This is a genomic window from Mesorhizobium sp. WSM4819 (genome assembly GCF_055811215.1).
Window position 1 is genome coordinate 20,860 of sequence record NZ_JBVVQO010000016.1, and the last position, 20,992, is coordinate 41,851.

20 protein-coding genes are annotated in these 20,992 nt (G+C 62.0%); 2 read left to right on the forward strand and 18 right to left on the reverse strand.

Annotation, left to right across the window (positions count from 1 at the left end; genetic code table 11):
• Positions 1-218: 218 nt before the first annotated feature.
• From AC0L18_RS16365 to AC0L18_RS16385, 5 genes are all read right to left on the reverse strand, one after another.
• Entirely contained in the window at positions 219-365 is a 147-nt protein-coding gene (locus tag AC0L18_RS16365) for a hypothetical protein (protein WP_027153083.1), read from the reverse strand.
• Positions 366-392: 27 nt separating this feature from the next.
• Entirely contained in the window at positions 393-647 is a 255-nt protein-coding gene (locus AC0L18_RS16370) for a GlsB/YeaQ/YmgE family stress response membrane protein (RefSeq protein ID WP_128169674.1), read from the reverse strand.
• Positions 648-752: 105 nt separating this feature from the next.
• Positions 753-1,001: a hypothetical protein gene (locus AC0L18_RS16375; protein WP_473493288.1), complete on the reverse strand. Its 249-nt coding sequence runs from the start codon at positions 999-1,001 to the stop codon at positions 753-755.
• Between the two features lie 51 nt (positions 1,002-1,052).
• Positions 1,053-1,673, reverse strand: coding sequence for a ribonuclease D (locus tag AC0L18_RS16380; RefSeq protein WP_128184720.1), 621 nt, complete (start codon positions 1,671-1,673; stop codon positions 1,053-1,055).
• A 111-nt stretch (positions 1,674-1,784) separates the two neighbouring features.
• Positions 1,785-3,170 (reverse strand): M20/M25/M40 family metallo-hydrolase, encoded by a 1,386-nt coding sequence (locus AC0L18_RS16385; protein ID WP_473493289.1) that lies wholly within the window; start codon positions 3,168-3,170, stop codon positions 1,785-1,787.
• Positions 3,171-3,608: 438 nt separating this feature from the next.
• On the opposite strand from AC0L18_RS16385, the gene polA reads away from it, so the two are divergent.
• Positions 3,609-6,575, forward strand: coding sequence for a DNA polymerase I (gene polA, locus AC0L18_RS16390; RefSeq protein WP_473493290.1), 2,967 nt, complete (start codon positions 3,609-3,611; stop codon positions 6,573-6,575).
• 241 nt (positions 6,576-6,816) lie between these two features.
• On the opposite strand, the gene AC0L18_RS16395 is transcribed toward polA, so the two are convergent.
• The 8 genes from AC0L18_RS16395 to AC0L18_RS16430 form a co-directional block, all read right to left on the reverse strand.
• Positions 6,817-7,221, reverse strand: a complete 405-nt coding sequence (locus AC0L18_RS16395; protein WP_023797411.1) for a Fur family transcriptional regulator — start codon at positions 7,219-7,221, stop codon at positions 6,817-6,819.
• 184 nt (positions 7,222-7,405) lie between these two features.
• Positions 7,406-8,452, reverse strand: a complete 1,047-nt coding sequence (gene mgrA, locus AC0L18_RS16400; protein WP_473493291.1) for an L-glyceraldehyde 3-phosphate reductase — start codon at positions 8,450-8,452, stop codon at positions 7,406-7,408.
• Between the two features lie 125 nt (positions 8,453-8,577).
• Entirely contained in the window at positions 8,578-9,741 is a 1,164-nt protein-coding gene (locus AC0L18_RS16405; RefSeq protein WP_473493292.1) for a Gfo/Idh/MocA family protein, read from the reverse strand.
• 12 nt (positions 9,742-9,753) lie between these two features.
• Positions 9,754-10,500 carry a sugar phosphate isomerase/epimerase family protein gene (locus tag AC0L18_RS16410; RefSeq protein WP_473493293.1) on the reverse strand — a complete coding sequence of 249 codons (747 nt, stop codon included), beginning with the start codon at positions 10,498-10,500 and terminating at the stop codon, positions 9,754-9,756.
• A 69-nt stretch (positions 10,501-10,569) separates the two neighbouring features.
• Positions 10,570-11,667: an ABC transporter ATP-binding protein gene (locus AC0L18_RS16415; RefSeq protein ID WP_473493294.1), complete on the reverse strand. Its 1,098-nt coding sequence runs from the start codon at positions 11,665-11,667 to the stop codon at positions 10,570-10,572.
• A 2-nt stretch (positions 11,668-11,669) separates the two neighbouring features.
• Positions 11,670-12,605, reverse strand: coding sequence for a carbohydrate ABC transporter permease (locus tag AC0L18_RS16420; RefSeq protein WP_027153093.1), 936 nt, complete (start codon positions 12,603-12,605; stop codon positions 11,670-11,672).
• On the reverse strand, positions 12,598-13,491 hold the full coding sequence (locus AC0L18_RS16425; RefSeq protein WP_027153094.1) for a carbohydrate ABC transporter permease: 894 nt from the start codon (positions 13,489-13,491) through the stop codon (positions 12,598-12,600). Before AC0L18_RS16425 ends, AC0L18_RS16420 begins: the two co-directional genes overlap by 8 nt.
• Before the next feature lie 126 nt (positions 13,492-13,617).
• Positions 13,618-14,850 (reverse strand): ABC transporter substrate-binding protein, encoded by a 1,233-nt coding sequence (locus tag AC0L18_RS16430; protein WP_473493295.1) that lies wholly within the window; start codon positions 14,848-14,850, stop codon positions 13,618-13,620.
• Between the two features lie 387 nt (positions 14,851-15,237).
• Here AC0L18_RS16430 and AC0L18_RS16435 point away from each other — a divergent pair, with 387 nt between their 5' ends.
• Positions 15,238-16,287, forward strand: coding sequence for a LacI family transcriptional regulator (locus AC0L18_RS16435; protein ID WP_473493296.1), 1,050 nt, complete (start codon positions 15,238-15,240; stop codon positions 16,285-16,287).
• Positions 16,288-16,527: 240 nt separating this feature from the next.
• Here the strand turns inward: AC0L18_RS16435 and AC0L18_RS16440 are convergent, their stop codons facing one another.
• The 5 genes from AC0L18_RS16440 to AC0L18_RS16460 all read right to left on the reverse strand — a co-directional run bounded on the left by AC0L18_RS16440 (position 16,528) and on the right by AC0L18_RS16460 (position 20,980).
• Positions 16,528-17,562 (reverse strand): adenylate/guanylate cyclase domain-containing protein, encoded by a 1,035-nt coding sequence (locus AC0L18_RS16440; RefSeq protein WP_473493297.1) that lies wholly within the window; start codon positions 17,560-17,562, stop codon positions 16,528-16,530.
• A 116-nt stretch (positions 17,563-17,678) separates the two neighbouring features.
• Positions 17,679-18,731, reverse strand: coding sequence for an alpha/beta fold hydrolase (locus AC0L18_RS16445; protein WP_473493298.1), 1,053 nt, complete (start codon positions 18,729-18,731; stop codon positions 17,679-17,681).
• 191 nt (positions 18,732-18,922) lie between these two features.
• On the reverse strand, positions 18,923-19,729 hold the full coding sequence (locus AC0L18_RS16450) for an SDR family NAD(P)-dependent oxidoreductase (RefSeq protein WP_473493299.1): 807 nt from the start codon (positions 19,727-19,729) through the stop codon (positions 18,923-18,925).
• A 128-nt stretch (positions 19,730-19,857) separates the two neighbouring features.
• A complete protein-coding gene (locus AC0L18_RS16455) occupies positions 19,858-20,508 on the reverse strand; it encodes a VOC family protein (RefSeq protein ID WP_473493300.1) in 651 nt (216 codons plus the stop codon).
• A 61-nt stretch (positions 20,509-20,569) separates the two neighbouring features.
• Positions 20,570-20,980 carry a cupin domain-containing protein gene (locus tag AC0L18_RS16460; RefSeq protein WP_287223215.1) on the reverse strand — a complete coding sequence of 137 codons (411 nt, stop codon included), beginning with the start codon at positions 20,978-20,980 and terminating at the stop codon, positions 20,570-20,572.
• Between the last annotated feature and the right edge of the window lie 12 nt (positions 20,981-20,992).

Below are 20,992 nucleotides of genomic sequence, written 5' to 3' on the forward strand. Positions count from 1 at the left end.
GCTCCATGGCGTCCGGGTGCAGAGTAGATGCGGCGATTTAAGGGCGGGTTAAGTCGTATGCGAGCACTGCCGCTCGACCGTCAGAGCGCGGCTCGCACAGCCTCACTGGCTTTGAAGTCGATCTGGGATATCACCTGAGAACCCTAAGGGAAGGGCTGAAATAGCGGATATGATGTGGCAAGGTCGTCGGCACCTTGGCCGCGCCAACCCAACGCCGCTCAATTCCGCTGGATCGATATTCCCTTGTCGTCGATCTTGAGTTCCACGCCCTCCGGCCTGGTTTGCTCGCGATAGACATAGATGCCGAGCGCGATGACCACGACGACGAGCGCGCCGATGACGAGATAGAGCATGTTCTGTTTCATGGCGCGCCCTTGATGTGCTTCGCAGGATCAGGCCTGCTTCACCAGCTTGATCAGCACGAGCAGGATCACCGCGCCGATCGTGGCGTGGATAATGGCGGCAAGTATGCCACCGCCTATGGCGAATCCCAGCCTTGGGAAGAGCAAGCCGGCTATCAAGGCGCCGACGATGCCGACGACGATATTGCCGATCAGGCCGAGCCCGAAGCCCTTGACGATCAAGCCGGCGAGCCAGCCGGCAATGGCGCCGATGATGATGAAGACAAGCAGGCTCTCAGTACCCATTGCAGATCCCTCCCGCGCGAATGGTCGCGGAGCAGAAAGCTCCGAATCGACCTCCGATTGCAACAGGTCCAACCTATTGGAAAGAAACCGGCGCCGCCAGCGGCGTCATTCGCCGTCGTCATCCCCGGATGCAGGCCGCCAGCTGATCGGCTCGATCTTTCTTTGCGTATGACCGTCCGTATAGGCCCACCAGCCGATGTCGTTCTCGTCCCAGTCGCCGCCGGCCGCTTTCAGCCGGTCGAGCGACCTGTACTGCGCGATGGATTCGTTCATCACCCCGTCGCTATCCTTCCAGTGGACGGTGACCTTGGAGCCATCCCTGGGTGCTGTTTCGATTGGTTTTCTGGCAGCCATTTCATCCCCTCCATCGATCGATAGAACGTCGAGGCGAACACCTGGTTCCACTTAGCTGTGGGCGAAGATGTCTGCCTCATCCCAGCCCATCAGGTCGAGTTTCGCACGCGTCGGCAGGAAGCGGAAGCAGGCCTCGGCCTCCTTGCTCCGGTTGTCGCGCGCCAGCCGCATCGTCAGCACATCGCGCAGCTGGTGCAGGTAAAGCACGTCGGAGGCTGCGTATTCGAGTTGTTCGGGCGACAGCGTCTCCGCCGCCCAGTCCGACGATTGCTGCGCCTTCGACAGGCTGACGCCGAGAAGCTCAAAACAAATGTCCTTCAGCCCGTGCCGGTCGGTGTAGGTTCGGGTCAGCCGCGAGGCGATCTTGGTGCAAAACACCGGCTCGGGCATGACGCCGAAGGCGTTGTAGAGGACGGCGAGATCGAAACGGCCGAAATGGAACAGCTTGGTTATGCTGCGGTTCCTGAGCAGGCTGACGAGGTTTGGCGCCTTCTTCTGGCCGGGCGCGATCTGGATGACGTCGGCGGAACCATCGCCCGGCGAGATCTGCACCACGCAAAGCCGGTCGCGATGCGGATTGAGCCCCAGCGTCTCCGTGTCGATCGCGACCGCCCCGACGTCGTAGTGCAAGAGCCCGGGCAGGTCGTTCTTGTGGAAGCGGATATCGCTCATCGTCTTCTCCGGTCGCGGCCCATTCGTGCGTCCAACTGGGCGCGGCGTCGCTCTATCCCGTCCTCGCCGCGATCCGATGAAAAATCAACAGAAAGTTGCAGTCTGGCCCTCTCAGCGTGTCAGCGCGTCGAGAATGCGCGCCCACGAGCGCTGGCCCTTGTGGAAGGAACTCATCTCGTATTTCTCGTTCGGCGAATGGATGCGGTCATCGTCGAGCCCGAAACCGACAAGCAAGGATTCGATGCCGAGATAAGTCTGGAAATCGCCTACCACCGGGATCGAGCCGCCGCTTCCCGTGGTCACCGCCGGCTTCGGCCATTCGTCGGACAGCGCGTCCTTGGCCTTGGCGAGAAATGGCGAGTCGTAGGAAAGCTGGATCGCCGGCGAGCCGCCATGCGGGTGGAAATCGACTGAGCAGTCGGCCGGGATGCGCTCCCTGACGAAGGTCTGGAAAGCGGCGCGGATCTTTTCCGGGTTCTGCTTGTGGACGAGGCGGAAGGACACTTTTGCCGAGGCTTCCGCCGCGATCACCGTCTTGAACCCTTTGCCGGTATAGCCACCTATAATGCCGTTGAACTCGGCAGTCGGCCGCGCCCAGGTGAGTTCGAGCACCGAGCGGCCGTGTTCGCCGGAAGGGATCGACAGGCCGACGGGCCCAAGGAACGTCTCAGCGGTCTCGCCGAGCGCCTCCCACGACTTCAGGATCTGCGACGGCGTCTCCTCGACACCGTCATAGAAACCGGGAATGGTGACGCGGCCGTCCTTGTCGTGGATGTCGGCCAGGATCCTGGCCAGGATGCGAATCGGATTGGCGGCAGCACCGCCGTAGAGACCGGAATGCAGGTCGCGGTCGGCGGCTTTCACCGTGATCTCCTCACCCACCAACCCGCGCAGCGCGACGCAGATGGACGGTGTTTCGCGGTCCCACATGCCGGTGTCGCAGACAAGCGCGAAGTCGGCCTTGAGTTCGGCCGCATTTGCCTCGAGGAACGGCTTCAGCGATGGCGAGCCGGACTCCTCCTCGCCCTCGAACAGAATTGTGATGCGGCACGGCAGCCCGCCATGCACCTGCTTCCAGGCGCGGCAAGCCTCGACGAAGGTCATCAACTGCCCCTTGTCGTCGGCCGAACCACGTCCCGTGATCACCTGGCGGCCGGGCTCGATCTGCTTTACCGAAGGTGCGAACGGATCGCTTTCCCAAAGCTCGATCGGGTCGACCGGCTGCACGTCGTAATGGCCATAGAACAGGACATGCGGGGCGCCCGCCGGCCCGTCATGCTGCGCCACCACCATCGGATGGCCTGGCGTGTCACGCACACTGGCGTCGAAGCCGATCCGTCTGAGCTCGGCCACCAGCCATTCCGCCGCCTTGCGGCAGTCTGCGGCATAGGATGGATCGGTGGAGATCGACTTGATCCTGAGCAGGCCAAACAGGCGCTCCAGGCTCTCGTCGAGATTTTTGTCGAGGCGGTCGAGGACGGGAGAAATTCTGGACATTTTATAAAGCCTTTCGATTCTGAGCGGCAACCCTAAAGCTGCGAGGCAGAAACGAAAAGCCGGCGGTCGTTGGACCACGGGCACCGAAAGGCAAAAAGCGGTCGTTGGACCACGGGCACCGAAAGGCAAAAAAATGCCGCCGTGGTGGAGGGGGAACCACGGCGGCCTTTACTCGAAACGATGCGGCAGCCCGGAGAGGGGGGATAGGCTGCCGCAAGTGTCCGGGATAGGCGGGGGACGGGCCTTACTCCGGACCTCGGCGAAAAATGCCGATGGCGTTTATCTGTGTCTCCGAACGTGGCGATTCAAGGGCACGAAGATTACACTTTCGTAACATAGCCGTGATCGGATCGACGTGTCAGGGATGTTGCCGGAACCGGTGGTTGAGGCCGCCTTTGGCATGGACCACAACGCCGCGCCGCGCTATCCCTTCGTCCCATGAAAAAAGGCGATCATCTCTTCCTTGTCGACGGCTCCGGCTACATCTTCCGTGCCTATCACGCGCTACCGCCACTGACCCGCAAATCCGATGGGCTGCCGACCAGTGCCGTGCTCGGCTTCTGCAACATGGTGTGGAAGCTGACGCAGGACGCCCGCAACACCGATGTCGGCATCGTGCCGACGCATTTCGCCGTCATCTTCGACTATTCGTCGAAGACCTTCCGCAACGACCTCTACCCCGAATACAAGGCCAACCGCTCGGCACCGCCGGAAGATCTGATCCCGCAGTTCGGCCTGATCCGCCAGGCGACCAGGGCCTTCAACCTGCCCTGCCTCGAGACGGAAGGCTACGAGGCCGACGACCTGATCGCCACCTATTGCCGGCTTGCCTGCGAAGCCGGCGCCGACACCACCATCATCTCCTCCGACAAGGATCTGATGCAGCTGGTCGGCCCTTCGGTCGCCATGTACGACCCGATGAAGGACCGCCAGATCGGCGTTCCCGAGGTGATCGAGAAATGGGGCGTGCCGCCGGAAAAAATGATCGACCTGCAGGCGCTGACCGGCGATTCGGTCGACAATGTGCCGGGCGTGCCCGGCATCGGGCCGAAGACGGCGGCGCAATTGCTGGAACAGTTCGGCGATCTCAATACGCTGCTCGCCCGTGCCGCCGAGATCAAGCAGGACAAGCGCCGCGAATCGATCATCGCCAATGCCGACAAGGCGCGCATCTCGCGTGAACTGGTGACGCTGAAGAACGACGTGCCGTTGAACGGCGGGCTCGATGATTTCGTGTTGCACCCGCCCGACGGACCAAGGCTGATCGGCTTCCTCAAGACGATGGAATTCTCCTCGCTGACCCGCCGCGTGGCGGAAGCAACCGGAACAGAAGCGGCTGACGTCAAACCCGTTCCCGTCATTATCGAGCGCGCCGACACCGCGCATGGTCCCGATATGGGGTTTGGCGTGCCGGGCGCCGCCGAAAGCGCGGCGGGCACAGTGACAGACGAAGCCGGGGAAGCGGTGCCGGCCACCGTCAAGGTGGAACCCAAGCAAGGCGACACCCCATCGCTTCTCTCGGCGCTTCGCTTCGAGGACGCCACCGCCAGCAAGATCGACACCAGCGCCTACGTCTCCATCCGCGACACTGAAGTGTTGAAGGCATGGGTGGCCGTGGCGATGGACGCCGGCATCGTCGGCTTCGACACCGAGACCAATTCAGCCGATCCGATGCAGGCCGAGTTGATCGGCCTGTCCATAGCCACTGCGCCCGGTCGCGCCGCCTATGTGCCGCTCGCCCACAAACGCGGCAATGGCGACCTGCTCGGCGGCGGAGTGGTCGAAAACCAGATTCCGATCCGTGAGGCGCTTGCCATCCTGAAGCCGTTGCTGGAGGACAGGTCGGTTCTCAAGATCGTTCAGGAGCTGAAATACGACATCGTCGTCATGAGCCGCCACGGCATCGATATCGCCCCCTTCGACGACACCATGCTGATTTCCTACGTGCTCGACGCAGGCACGTCCGGCGGCCACAGCATGGCGGCTCTGTCGGAAAAGTGGCTCGGCCACTCGACCATTGCCCTCAAGGAACTGGCTGGCTCTGGAAGAAGCTTCGTCGGCTTCGACCAGGTCGACATCGACAAGGCAACGGCCTATGCCGCGGAGCACGCCGATGTGACGCTCAGGCTCTGGCGGGTGCTGAAGCCGCGGCTTGCCGCCAAGGGCCTCGTCTCGGTCTACGAGCGGCTGGAACGGCCGCTGGTGCCGGTTCTGGCAAGGATGGAGCAGCGCGGCATCTCCGTCGACCGGCAGATCCTGTCGCGGCTCTCCGGCGAATTGGCACAGGGCGCCGCGCGGCTGGAGGACGAGATCTACCAGCTCGTCGGTGAGCGCATCAATATCGGCTCGCCAAAACAGCTCGGCGATATCCTGTTCGGCAGGATGGGCCTGCCCGGCGGCTCCAAGACCAAGACCGGCCAATGGTCGACCTCGGCGCAGCTCCTGGAAGACCTCGCCGCAGAGGGCCACGAGCTGCCGCGCAAGATCGTCGACTGGCGCCAGCTGACCAAATTGAAATCGACCTATACCGATGCGCTGCCCGGTTTCGTCCATCCCGATACGAAGCGCGTCCACACCTCATACGCGCTTGCCGCAACGACGACGGGCCGGCTGTCTTCCTCCGATCCCAATTTGCAGAACATTCCGGTACGCACCGTCGAGGGGCGAAAGATCCGGACGGCGTTCATCGCCGACAAGGGCAACAAGCTGGTTTCCGCCGACTACAGCCAGATCGAGCTGCGCGTGCTCGCCCATGTCGCCGAGATCCCGCAGCTCAAGCAGGCGTTTGCCGACGGCGCCGACATCCACGCCATCACCGCCTCGGAGATGTTTAACGTGCCGGTCGAGGGCATGCCCTCGGAGGTACGCCGCCGCGCCAAGGCGATCAATTTTGGCATCATCTACGGCATTTCCGCCTTTGGCCTGGCCAACCAGCTGTCGATCCCGCGCGAAGAGGCCGGCGCCTACATCAAGAAATACTTCGAACGCTTCCCCGGCATCCGCGATTATATCGACGCGACCAAGGCCTATGCCCGCGAATACGGCTATGTCGAAACGATCTTCGGCCGCCGCATCCACTACCCGGAGATACGGTCGTCAAACCCGTCGGTCCGTGCCTTCAACGAGCGCGCCTCGATCAACGCCCGGCTGCAGGGCACCGCGGCCGACATCATCCGCCGCGCCATGATCCGCATGGACGAAGCGCTGGAAAAGGCGAAGCTGTCCGCCCGCATGCTGCTGCAAGTGCATGACGAACTGGTCTTCGAGACGGCCGAAGCGGAGGTCGAGGCGACGATCCCCGTCGTGCGTCATGTGATGGAGAACGCCGCGATGCCGGCGGTGTCGATGTCGGTGCCGCTGCACGTCGACGCCCGCGCCGCCGACAATTGGGAAGAGGCGCATTAGCGCCTCATGCGGATGCTTGCAGCCCGCTAGGTCGAGTTCCTTCGCACCCCCCTCTGTCCTGCCGGACATCTCCCCCGCAAGGGGGGAGATCGGCCGTCACTTCACGTTTTCGCCAATCTCCAACGTTGCAAGAATGAGCGGAGGGCGGAAGCTGCCAATCTCCCCCCTTGCGGGGGAGATGTCCGGCAGGACAGAGGGGGGTGCTGTCCCTCCAGCATCAATAGGTTAGCTGGCCTAGCCCTTAAGCCGCCTCGGCCAGGCATTTGGCACACGTCCCGCGGAACTCGATCACCGCCTTCTTGGCGGCGAAGCCGGTCGAGCGCACCCATTCGTCGAGCCGGTGTCCGACATCATGGTCGGAAAATTCGGTCACCTGCCCGCATGTGTCGCAGATGGCAAAGGCGGTCATCGAATGGCTGTGGTCGTGCGGCTCGGCGCAGGCGACAAAGGAATTGAGGCTTTCGAGCCGGTGCACGAAGCCGGACTTCACCAGCGTGTCGAGCGCGCGATAGACCTGCAGCGGTGCGCGAAAACCCCGATCGCGAAGCTGGTCGAGCAATGTATAGGCGCTGAGCGGCCCGCTGGCGGCCTCGAGTTTCTCGAGCACGCACAACTGGTTTTTCGTCAGCACATCCCTTGCCGCCATGATCCTGTTTCCAACCCGTTTTGCGCCGCTCGCACGTCATTTCCGCATGCAAGCGGCTCCATTTCTCTCCAGATAGCGACGAACCGGCCTCTTTGCTACTGTTTCTGTGTCGGCATGGCCCAGAAGCCGGCCAACTCCGAGGCATTGTTTGGCTATGCCAATCGATGCAAACCTGAAGTGATTGTCACTTCCGAGACGGACCCTTGCGCTCGGCGGAGGCGGCCCACAGATTGATGTCGGCCTCGCGCGCGTAGGTGTCGATTTCGGCGAGCTCGGCATCGCTGAAGTCGAGCGCCTTCAGCGCGCCGACGCAATCCTCGACCTGTTCCGGCCGGCTGGCGCCGATCAGCGCCGAGGTCACCCGGCCCTTGCGCAGCACCCAGGCCAGCGCCATCTGCGCCAGCGTCTGGCCACGTCGGCCGGCAATCGCGTTCAGCGCCTTGATGTTGGCGATGGTCTTGTCGTTGATGAATGCCGGCCGCAGCGACTTGCCCTGGCTGGCGCGGCTGCCCTCAGGGATGCCGCCGAGATATTTGTCGGTCAGCATGCCTTGCGCCAGCGGCGTGAACACGATTGAGCCGACGCCGAGCCCCTCCAGCGTGTCAAGCAGACCATCGTCCTCGACCCAGCGGTTGAGCATCGAATAGCTCGGCTGATGGATGATGCAAGGCGTGCCGAGTTGCTTCAATATGTCGGCGGCCTCGCGTGTGCGCTGCGAATTGTAGGAGGAGATGCCGGCATAAAGCGCCTTGCCCGAGCGCACCGCGTGATCGAGCGCGCCCATCGTTTCTTCCAGCGGAGTATCAGGGTCGAAGCGGTGCGAATAAAAGATGTCGACATAGTCGAGCCCCATCCGCTTCAGGCTCTGATCGAGGCTGGCCAGCACATATTTGCGCCCGCCCCACTCGCCATAGGGTCCGGCCCACATCTCATACCCGGCCTTGGTCGAGATGATCAGCTCGTCACGAAAAGAGGAGAAATCCGTCCGCAGGATTTCGCCGAAAGCCGTCTCCGCCGAACCGGGAGGCGGGCCGTAATTGTTGGCGAGGTCGAAATGCGTGATGCCGAGATCGAAGGCCTTGCGCGCGATCGCCTGCTTGGTCCGGTGCGGCGTGTCGTCACCGAAATTGTGCCAGAGCCCGAGCGAGATCGCTGGCAATTTCAGGCCGGATCGCCCGCAGCGATTGTAGACCATGTTCTCGTAACGGTTTTCGGCGGGCACATAGGGCATGGAATATCCTCAAATCAAAAGCGAGCCCGGCAGTTGCCACCGCGAAAAAAGGGTGAGTCGGCTCTGCCTCTCACCCTTAGCCTCTCGCCGTTCCTATGGGGAGAGGGATCGCTGAAGCGCTTGCGTTACTTCTTCTTCGCCAACAGCCCTTTCTTCTTCGCCAACAGCCCTTCCGCATCCTTGACGCCCAGTGCCGCAGGCCGTTCGCAGGTGGTCTGCATGGCAACGAACTTTCCGCTCGCGCCCGACCGCAACATGCCGGTCATCACATCGACGGCATGCAGCGCCAGTTCCATCGAACAGCGATGCGGCCGGCCCTCCGCGATAGCCAGCGCCATGTCGGCGAGACCGGCGGTGCGGTAATTCGCCATCATGCCGTGCGAATGCATCTGGTTGGCCACGCCGAACGGATGCTGCCACTTTGGCAGCTTCTTGACCAGCTTGGCGCCATTTGTGAAGCGAACGTCGCCGCCGAAGAAATTCGGATCCGGCAAAAACACCGTGCCCAATTCGCCGTAGAGTTCCATCGGCGCATGGCCATGGCTCCACACGTCCCAGCTGGTATTGAGCGTCACCACGGCGCCATTCTCGAACTCCATCACGCCGTGGATCGTCGTCGGCGTGGCGACCAGGATTTTTTCACCCGCGCGCGGCTTGGACGAGATCGTCCGTTCCGTCGACGGAATCGTCGCCAAGGCCGCCACCTGCTTCACCGGCCCGATCAGCTGGATCAGGTTGGTGATGTAATAGGGTCCGATATCGAGCACCGGACCAGCGCCAGGCTGGAAGAAAAAATCCGGATTGGGGTGCCAATGCTCCATCCCATGGCTCATCACGTGGCATGTGCCGCTGGTGATCTTGCCGAGCTTGCCACTGTCGATCAGGTTGCGGACAAGCTGGTGCGCGCCACCGAGGAAAGTGTCGGGCGCCGAGCCGATGCGCAGTCCGTCTCTCTCCGCCAGTTTCTTCAGGTCGAGCCCTTCCTTGACCGACAGCACGAACGGCTTTTCCGAATAGACGTGCTTGCCGGCATCGAGGATCTGTTTCGACACCTCATAGTGCACCGCCGGAACGGTGAGGTTGACGATGATGTCGATGTCGTCGGCCTTGAGCAGCCCTTCGACTGTCTCGGCGCGCAGCTTGAACTCCTTCGCCCGCGCCTTGGCTGCATCCATGTTGATATCCGCGCAGGCGCGCATCTCGATGCCGCGAAACAGCGGCGCCAGTGAAAAATACGCCTTCGAGATGTTGCCGCAGCCGATGACGCCGACCCCAAGTTTTCTTGCCATGCTGGTTTGCTCCTAAAAGGTCTTGGCGGCTGCGATCGAGCGGCGGGCGAAGCGATCGATATCGTTGGGGTTGTCGTGTTCCATGACGTAGTATTTGGCGGCGCTGTTGGCGCGCAGCGCCTGGATCAGAGCGGCCCAGTCGATCGTGCCGTTGCCGACGTCCGACCAGCCGTCCTCGTCGAGGCCCTCGCCGGGCTTGGCGATGTCCTTGACATGGACGGAGGCGATGCGTTTGCCATGCTTCTCGATCCAGGGCAGCGGATCTTCGCCGCCGCGCACCACCCAGGCGACGTCCATCTCCCAGCCGATGTCGGGCGCTACCGCCAGGATATGGTCCTGCGGCACCGAACCGTCGGCAAGCTTCTTGAACTCGAAATCATGATTGTGCCAGGCAAAGCCGTAGCCGGCCTTTTCAGCCGTCTCGCCGACCTTGGCCAGGCGTGCGCCGAAGCTGCGCCAGCCGGCCGTGTCGGCCGGCCTGCTCTCGGCGACCAGATAGGGGCAGATGAGCAGCGTGATGCCGAGCGCGTCGGCGATTTTGCGCACGCCGTCGAAATCGTTCTCGAGCGCATCGATCGAGAAATGGCCGGTCGGCATGGCGAGGCCGTTCCTGTCGAGTTCGGCACGAAAAGCCTTGGGATCGTCATAGACGCCGCCGAACCCTTCGACTTGCGCGTAGCCGAGCTCGCCCAGCATCTTGAGCACCCCTGCCCAAGGCTGGAAGTTGCGGGCGCTGTAAAGTTGGAATGACCAATTCATCGTCTCTGTCCGTTCTCTGGGGGATGGATGTGCTTGAGGGTGAAATTCCCGGGGTATTACAGGCGGGTGTTACAGGCGGGTGCCGGTGGCAGCGTCGAACAGTGAAGCGCGCATCGGGTCAAAACCGATGCTCACGGTGTCGGCGTTGTTTGGCGTGCGCTCAGATGTCACCCGCACGGTGAAATTCTGATTTGCGAGCTTCAGCCAGACCAGCGTGTCGGACCCCATGGGTTCGACGACGACGACATTTGCCGTGGCTGTGAACGGCCATCCGGAGCTGCTGTTGAAGGCGACATGCTCGGGCCGGATACCGAACACCGCCGATCCCGGCACGGGCTCCTTTTCGAAAGCGTAGGTGGCAAGCGGGATCCGCACATCCTTGGCGACGAAGTGCCAGTTGCCATCGTCCTTCTCCAGCCGGCCGTCGAGGAAATTCATCGCCGGCGAGCCGAGGAAGCCGGCGACGAAACGGTTGACCGGGCGGTTGTAGATGGTCTGCGGTGCGTCGAGCTGCTGGATGACGCCGCCCTTCATCACCGCGATACGGTCGGCCAGCGTCATCGCCTCGATCTGGTCGTGGGTGACATAGATCATCGTGTTCTGCAGCTTGCTGTGCAGCAGTTTGATTTCGACACGCAGCTCGGCGCGCAGCTTGGCGTCGAGATTGGAGAGCGGCTCATCGAACAGGAAGACGTCGACGTCGCGCACCAGCGCCCGCCCGATCGCCACACGCTGGCGCTGGCCGCCCGAAAGCGCCGACGGCTTGCGTTGCAGCAATGGCTCGATCTGCAGGATCTCGGCGGCCCGCGCGATGCGCTTGGCGATCTCGTCCCTGGGAATGCCGGCAACGCGCAGCCCGAACGACAGGTTCTTCTCCACCGTCATCTGCGGGTAGAGCGCATAGGACTGGAACACCATGCCGATGCCACGGTCCTTGGGCTCCTCCCAGGTGACGTTCTTGCCCTTGATGAAGATGCGGCCGTCCGAAACGTCGAGCAGACCGGCGATGCAGTTGAGCAGGGTCGACTTGCCGCAGCCGGACGGCCCGAGCAGCACGATGAACTCGCCCTCGGCGACGTCGATGTTGAGTGTTTCCAGCACCGAGATTGCACCGAAATTCAGCGAAAGGTCCTGGATTGAGACGCTGGGATTTTCGAGTCTTGTCATCATCATCCTTTCACCGCGCCGGCGGCGATGCCACGCACGAAAAGCTTGCCGGAAACGAAGTAGACGACGAGCGGTACCAGGCCGGTCAGGATGGTGGCGGCCATGTTGACGTTGTATTCCTTCACGCCTTGCACAGAGTTGACGATGTTGTTGAGCTGCACCGTCATCGGATAAGTGTCGGGGCGGGTGTAGACGACGCCGAACAGGAAGTCGTTCCAGATGCCGGTCACCTGCAGGATGATGGCGACGACGAAGATCGGCAGCGACATCGGCAGCATGATCCGGAAATAGATGCCCCAGAAGCCGGCGCCGTCGACGCGCGCCGCGCGGAACAGTTCCTCCGGCATGGAAGTGAAATAGTTGCGGAACAACAGCGTCAGGATCGGCATGCCGAAAATGGAATGGACGATCACCAGGCCGCTCAGGCTGCCATAGAGGCCGATCTCGCGCAGGATGATGACGATCGGATAGATCATCACCTGATAGGGGATGAAGGCGCCGACGATGAGGATCACGAAGAAAGTATCGGCTCCCTTGAAGCGCCAGTTGGCAAGCGCGTAGCCATTCACTGAAGCGATGGCGATCGACAGGACGACCGACGGGACGGTTATGCGCACCGAATTCCAGAAGCCGCGCGAGAGCCCGTCGCAGTTGAGACCGGTGCAGGCGCTGGACCAGGCCTTCACCCAAGGCTCGAAGGTGATCTCGAGCGGCGGCGAGAAGATGTTGCCGAGGCGTATCTCCGGCATGCCCTTGAGCGATGTCACCACCATCACGTAGAGCGGCAGCAGATAATACAGCGCCACCACGATGAGCGTGCCATAGAGGAAGATGTTGCGGCGCGAGAACACATGCCGCGGCTTCGGCCCTCGCGGCCCGGATGCCTCAAGCCCGATAGAGCCCGTACCGGCAGGCAGGGGAACGGCAAGGTCAGCCACGCTTCTTGCCTCCGAATTCGAGATAGGCCCAGGGAACGATGACGACCACCACCGACAGCAGCATCATGGTCGAGGCAGCAAAACCCTGGCCGAGGTTCTGGGCGAAGAACATGTAGTCATAGACATATTTGGCCGGCACTTCGGAGGCGATGCCGGGACCGCCGCTGGTCTGGGCGACAACCAGGTCATAGACCTTGACGATGCCGGCGGCGATGATGACCAGCGCGGTGATGAAGACCGGCCGCATCATCGGGATGATGATGAACAGATAGGTCTTCAGGGTGGGTATCCCATCCACCCGCGCGGCCTTCCAGATATCCTCGTCGATGCCGCGCAGGCCCGCCAGCATCAGGCACATGATCAGCCCAGTGCCTTGCCAGAGCGCGGCGATCAGGATGCCGTAGATGACGATGTCGGAATTGTAGAGCGGATCGAAGCTGAAGCTTTCCCAGCCGAGGCCGCGCACCACCCCCTGGATTCCGAACTCCGGGTTGAGCAGCCACTGCCAGACCAGGCCGGTGACGATGAAGGAGAGCGCGAACGGGTAGAGGAAGATGGTGCGGAACGTGTCCTCGAAGCGGATCTTCTGGTCGAGCAGCGCCGCCAGCATGAAGCCGATGACCAGAGAGAACACCAGCGACAGCACACCGTAGACCAGCAGGTTTTCGATCGAGACCAGCCAGCGCGGCGTCGACCACAGCCGATAATACTGGTCGAGCCCGACGAAGTTCAGCCGCGGCAGCAGTTTTGAATTGGTGAAGGAATAGAGCACCGTCCACGCGCTGCCGCCGACGAAGATCACCAGTGCGGTGAGGACCATCGGAATAGAGGCGACCTTGGCGTTGAGGTTGCGGAAGAGTTGGTTGGGGCGTTCGCTCTTGCTCATCTGCACAGCCGGGCTGGATCGGGTAAGGCCAAAGGGTTAGGGCCAAGGGTCAAGGCCGAAGAGTCAGGGCCTTGACCCTGAGCTCCCGGCCCCGCGGCGGGCCGGGAGCGAGCGGTTCGTCGATCGTCAGTCCGCTGAGGCGACGATGTCGGCGAAGCGCTTTTGCGCCTCTTCCACGGTCATGTCAGGCTTGGCGAAGAACTCGGAGAAAAGGTCCTCCTTCTGCTTTTGGGTGTCTTGCGACAGCAGCTGGTCCGTCCAGGGCATGACGCTGCCCTTGGCCAGGATGTCGAGCCCTTTCTTCATGCAGTCGTTCGCCGCCTCGAGGTCGATATCGCCGCGCACCGGCAGCGAGCCCTTCTTGAGGTTGAAGGCGACCTGCGTCTTGGGATCGAGCAGCGTTTCGGCCAGCGCTTCCTGCGCCTTGGACTTTTCCGCGTCCTGCAGCAGCGGGAAGTAGAAGGCATCGCCGCCGGTGGCGATGACCTCGTTCAGGCCAAGGCCGGGAAGACACGTATAGTCCTTGCCGGCGGTCTGCCCGGCAACCTGGAACTCGCCCTGCGCCCAATCGCCCATGATCTGGCCGCCGGCCTTGCCGGAGATGACGAGATTGGTGGCCTGGTTCCAGTCCTGCACATTGGTGTTCTTCGCCATCTTGCGGGCATCGTCCGCGGCCTTGAATACCTTCGCGACCTCGGGCCCGGCGGCGAATTCGGCATCCTTGTCGCGATAGACCTTCAAGAAAGCGTCCGTGCCGCCGACCGCCGTAAGCAGCACGTCGAAGGCACCCGAGGACTGCCAGGGTTGCCCGCCGACCGCCAGCGGTATGATGCCTGCCTTCTCCAGCGCAGGGGCCGCTGCAACATATTCATTCCAATTCTTCGGCACCGGCACACCGGCCTTTTCGAAAGCTGCGTTCGACAGCCACAGCCACTGCCAGGAGTGAATGTTGACCGGCACGCAATAGATCTTGCCGTCGAGGGTACAGCCATCGAGCAGGCTCTTCGGCTGGACGATTTCCGCCCACTTGTCCCTGGTGGCGAGCTCGGTCAAATCGCGCATCAGACCGGCCTGCACCAATTCTTCCGCTTGCCTTCCGTGGTTGAACTGGGTGGCGCCCATAGGGTCGCCGCCAGTGATGCGGCTGATCATGATCGGCCGCGCCGTGCCGCCGGAGCCGGCGATGGCGCCGTCGACCCAATGATTGCCTGTCGCGTCGAACGCCTTGGCGAATTCGGCGACCGCCGCCGCCTCGCCGCCTGAAGTCCACCAATGGGTGACTTCCAGATCCGTCGCTGCCGCCGGGGCGGCGAGCGCGGTTGTCACTGCCAACGCAGCGGTCATGATTTGGTATCGCATTTCGGCTCCTCCCAGAATCTGAAACGTTACAGATTTTCGATACGGCAATTGTTGGAGGCGCGCAACCCCCGAACAGGAGCAGCTCGGCATTTTTTTCGAGCCGCGAACAAACCCGCCGCGCAATGTCCGCCTACTGCACCGCAGCAAGGCAGGTTGCCTTGCAAGAATGATGCTGCAATGCGTGAAATTCAGCGAAACCTTGCTCAGCAGGCAAGCCTTGCCGACGCACACCGACTTTGCGCCGAACGAACCGCCGCTCATCCAGGCCAGCTTTTGCTGGCCGCTGCGCGATGGCAAGTGACAATCTGTAACGTTTCAGTGTATAGGGTGTTCATCGCCGATTGCCGACCTGCACGGCAACTGCTATGCGGCTGACGGGCGGGATGAATGGACAGAGATCAGACGGAAAAGGACGACGAGGCCTCGGCACTGGGCAGGCCGACATTGAAGACGCTTGCCTTCATGACCGGGCTGGGCGTCACCACCGTGTCGCGGGCGCTGAAGGACGCGCCCGAGATCGGCGCCGAGACCAGGCGACGCGTCCAGCTCGTCGCCAGGCAGATCGGTTACCGCCCCAACCGTGCCGGTGTGCGCCTGCGGACCGGCAAGACCAACGTCATCAGCCTCGTGCTCAACACCGAGCGCGAGATCATGAGCTTTGTCTCGGACATCATTTATGGCGTCTCGGAAGTCATCGCCGACACACCCTACCACCTGATCGTCACGCCCTATTCACGCTCTCAGGATCCCCTGGACCCGATCCGTTATCTTGTGGAAACCGGCTCCGCCGACGGCGTCATCATTTCGCGCACCCAGCCGAATGACCCAAGAGCCCGTTACATGCTTGAGCGTGGCATCCCCTTCGCCACGCACGGCCGCACCGATATGGGGCTGATCCACCCCTATCATGATTTCGACAATTACGCGTTCGCCGCCGAGGCTGTGCGCCACCTGGCCGGCATCGGCCGCCGCAGGCTGGCTCTGCTGGCGCCTCCAGTCGAGCTGACCTACCACAGTCATACGCTGAACGGCTTCACCGATGCGCTGAGCGAGGTCGGCGCCAGCGAGATCCCGTTCAACACCGTTTCGGTCGACCATTCGATCGAGCAGATCAGGATGAGGACCGCGCAGCTGATGCGCCGCGACGTCAGGCCGGACGGTTTCGTCAGCAGCGCCGCTGCCGCGACACTCGCCATCGTCGCCGGTATCGAGGACGTCGGCCTCAAGCTCGGCCGGGACGTCGACGTGGTATCCAAGCAGTCATCCGACCTGCTGCACCTGTTCCGCAGGGAATTGCTGGTGGTCAACGAGAACTTCCGGCTGGCCGGCGCCGAACTCGCCCGCTCGGTGCTGGGCTGGATCGGCGGCGCGGCACCTGGCTCCTTGCAGAGCCTGAGCATGCCTGGCGAGGTTGTGGCCTATCGCCGTCCCGACTAGAGCGGATACGTTCAAATTGAACTGGCATCCCGCTCCATCTATTTGTCTTAGCCGCATTTCTGCGGCGCCAAGTGATTCCACTTGGCTGCAAAATGCGCGCTGCTGACTGGCAGGTTTGGGGCGGAAACGGACCGGCAGCTGCGGAACCTGGACCTTCAGAATCGGACAGGGGTGACAGCGACGGCCGTAAAAGGAGCATCGAAGACAGGTGGATGCACGGAGATGATGGCGCCACTCCAATCAGCTTCCCAATGCTAGTCTTACGGCTGAGATCTGAAGCGGTTCATCTCGGTCTCTAATCACATGAAATCCGAGGTTCTCCGCGACGAGATGTGGAGGTAGAACACGGATACCGGCGAGAATATCTGCGGAGACCAGAATAGGTTGACCGAGAGCCTTGGATAGCGACTCCAGACGTCCGGTGGTATTCACGACATCGCCGAAATACGCAATCTTGTGTCGCTCAAGGCCAATCTCAGCCGTAACCACCGACCCGCAATGCAGGACGGCGCGAAACTCCGGCACTTGCCCGAAACGCGCTTGCCACGCCGCCGCCTGATCCCTTATGGCCGCCGCGAAGTCGAAGACGCAACGAAGACACGCGGCGTCCCGCATGCCGCGATCCAGGGGCCAGGTGACCACCGCCATAATCGCCGATGTAGTCGTCAATAGAGCCCTGGGAGCGACGAACCGGCGACGCAAGTGCGTTGAATATCTGTCCGAGGTAGGCCTGGGTCTCCAGATCTCCGTACCGATCCGCGAATTTCGTGGAGCCACTGACATCGAGGAACAGAAGATCCGCTCCTCCTTGATGGGACGGTGATAACGACCGAGAAGCAGGCTGGTGAACAGGCTTGGCCCGATAAGGTCACGCAGTCGGAACACGAATGCGACGAGGGTGGAGACGCCGAGTGAATACAAAAGACCAGACTCCGACATCACCATGGCTTCGCGAGCGGTGCTCATATAGCCGAGGAGATGGTGAAGCGCTGTGCCGGCGGCAGCGTTGCCGATCAAGATCATCAACACGCAGGTTGCGATCGTAGCCACGACGAAGACAGGCGTTGCCGCTTGCCGGATCACATTGCGCCATCGGCGCAAGATAACGCCGCGCTCATACAACAGAATAGGAGTTCCGATGAACACGCCCCTGACTGCGGAGTGCACGGCCTCGACGTCGACCATCAGTGCGTAAGCCAAGCCCGCTACTGCCCCCACAATGGGTGCGAGGAGCCACTGCAAAGGGCGACGAAAGCGGTCGCGGCCAGTGTTCATTTCGTATCCTGCTCGATGACATCCGGGGACTGCCCCGGCCTGTTGCTCGGTGCGGTTGTGATTTCATAGTTTCGCCCTGGGCACCCTCGATCATGTATCGTGGTATTGCCGTTTGCTCAGGCTAGACTCGCCACCTGAATTATGGCGTCTGCAAATGCCTTCGGTGCTTCCTGAGGAAGATTATGCCCTATGCCGCCGGATATGAGCCGGTGCTCGTATTTGCCGGAGAACATCTTGGCGTAGGCGCTGGGGTCGGGATGCGGCGCGCCGTTGGCGTCGCCCTCCAGTGTGATCGTCGGCACGGCGATGACCGGAGCTTTCGCAAGTCGCCGCTCCAGTTCGTCATATTGTGGCTCGCCCTCCGCCAACCCGAGCCGCCAGCGGTAGTTGTGTACTACGATGTCGACATGATCCGGATTGTCGAAGGCGGTAGCGCTGCGCTCGAAGGTTGCGTTGTCGAAATTCCACTGCGGAGAAGCGAGCTGCCAGATCAAATTGGCAAAATCCCGCCTGTATTTTCCGTAGCCAACGCGGCCCCGCTCGGTGGCGAAGTAATATTGGTACCACCATTGCAGCTCGGCTTTCGGCGGCAGCGCCATCTTGTTGGCCTCCTGGCTGCCGATCAGATAACCGCTGACCGAGACCAAGGCCTTGCAGCGTTCCGGCCACAATGCCGCGACGATGTTGGCCGTGCGTGCGCCCCAGTCGCAACCGCCGACGATCGCCTTGTCGATCTGCAGTGCATCCATCAGCGCAATGACATCAACCGCGACCACCGCCTGCTGGCCATTGCGTGGCGTTTTGTCGGAGAGGAACCGCGTGGTGCCATAGCCGCGCAGATATGGAACGACGACCCGAAAACCTTTCGACGCCAAGATCGCCGCAACGTCGACATAGGTGTGGATGTCGTACGGCCATCCATGCAGGAGGATGACGACCGACCCTTTGCCAGGACCGACCTCGGCATATCCAATGTCGAGGTCGCCAGCTTGAACCTGCTTCAACGGACCGAACGACGTGTTTGCTGGTGGTTCGATTGTGCTGGCGTCCGGTTTCGTAATGCTGGACTGCGCATTTGCCGAGCCCGTCATGGCAAACTGAGCGGCCGCGACGGTGGTGACGGCCACGCCCAACAAGTGGCGTCGATGGAGGTCGATCTGTTCGGTCATAGCGGTTTGTATCCGTTGATAAGGCATGGTGCCTGGTGGAAGATTATCTTCGGTCGATCGTCACATCGGACACGTCGACCGTGATAGGTGCGAATGCTTGGTTTGCGATCCCCTCGGCGTCATGTAGGAGCACACGCCGCCGTGTCGGGAATACAAACCCGTCTTTACTCAGGCTGACTCATTGAGTTTGGTTACGCAGCCACGGCGACGCCGTACCGCGCCGGCGAGGTCTTGAGCGAAAGGTTCGGGATGAGTTTCTGCCGGGCCGCTTCATAGGCGTGCCAGTCGGCTACGTCGGGAAGCGAGGGAATAGTCACCAACTCGCCCTGGTCGAGGCCGGCAAGGGCCGCGTCCACGAGGTCATCGGACTGCATGATCGCCTTGCTCGGCAGATCGTCGAGCGAACCTCCTGACACGTCCCAGAAGTTGGTGGCGATGGCGCCGGGCAGAACCGCCTGGATGCGCAGCCTCTTGTCCGCAAGCTCCTTGTGGAGCGACAGGCTGAAAGCGAGCACAAAGGCTTTCGTCGCGCCATAGACACCGTTGAGGATTTCCGGCGCGATGGCGACCGCTGACGAGATGTTGATGATTGTGCCGCCGCCGCGCGCCACAAAGGCGGGAGCCGCGGCATAAGTCAGGCGGGTCAGCGCCGTGATGTTGAGCCCGATCATCGCTTGCATCTTGTCGATGTCGGATTCCAGGAGCGGCGCGACGGCGCCGATGCCAGCGTTATTGACCAACATCGTGATGGCGGGATCGGCGCCGAGCAAGGTCTCGATCCGGCCCAGATCCGCCTTGTCGTTGAGGTCAGCGGCAACGGCGCTGACGTTGCAATTCGTTGAGCCGGCGATGCGCTTGGCCACTTCGTCCAGCCTCTCCTGGCTGCGCGCCACGAGAATGAGGTCATAGCCGCGGCGCGCCAGCCGGTCGGCGTAGATCGCTCCGATCCCGGCCGAGGCGCCGGTCACCATCGCGATGCCCATTTTGGAGTGCGTCATGATCGTTCTCCCATTCGATTGCGCCGGCAACAGCGCGTGAAACATCAGCGGCAAACCAGGCTTGGATCGCCGGTTGAGCTGGGCGGCGGGACGGCGACCCGTCCCGCTCACCCGATTTGGGTTGCTGCTTAGAGCGGCAGCGGCTTGCCCGCCTGCTCCGCCACCATGTACTTGGCGTACCAGTCCGGCCAATTCTCATCGCGTTGGCCGCCATTGCGCTTCTCGTGCTCGCCATGAGCCTCAGATGCCCGCCGCATCGCAGAGGCCAGATCGGCCTCAGAAGCGTAACTCGTCATGTTGGTGTCGATCCGGCCGGGAAACCGGGTGGTGACTTCCTGCAGCAGCCATTCATTGCCGTCGGGATCGCTGAATGTCGCGTATGTGAAATAGCTGCGGCGCTCCGGATCCGGACCGCTGATCACAGGCTTTCCAGGCCCGGCGCGGTGGAAGATCTCGCCCACCTCGACACCGTGAGCGATGAGCTCGGCACGCGCTGCGACGATGTCCGAGACGACCAGATACAGTCCTCGAGCCGATCCCGGGGTGGCCGACGTGATCCCCTTTCCGAAGTGAATCGAGCTCGGCGAACCTGGGGGCGTGAACTGAACGGCGTGAAAGTCGTCCCCGACGGCAAAGTCGGCGTCAAGCCGCCAGCCCAGCTCGCCGTAGAAGCGCTTGGAACGCTCGACATCCGAGATTGGGATAACGACGACCTCGAGCTTCATGTCTGTCGCCTGCGTGGAGGACGCGACATCTCGTGCAATAACAGCCTGGTTCATGATGGTCTCCTATTTCCCGTTGGTTGTGTTGACGTGCGCATGCTTCGCTGGGTGCTAGGCGCTATTCATCCAGCGCCACGAGCGGCTTTCCTTTTTCGACGATGTAGGTAGCGAGCTCGAGCGCTTTGCCGCTGCCCACGTTCTTGGCCGTGTGGCTTGTTCCCTGGGGGATAAAGAGCGTATCGCCGGCGTTGAGTGTCAGCGGCGGCTTACCCTGGAGCGTGTACTCCAGCTGGCCCTCGACGACATAGGCGATCTCTTCGCCAGGATGCGCGTGCCAAGGCGCCGTCACGCCCGGTGCGAATTCGACAAGCACCTGAATGACTTCACGTCCGGGGGTGCCGAGGTCCGCCCGCAGCAAGTCGGTGCGCCCAACACCGGGCAATTGTGCCTCTTCGGTTTGCGCTAGCAACGGCGTGAGAACAGCACCGGCGAAAAGCGTCGCCGCCGCGATCATTCGAAACGTTTTCATGGCTATTTTCCT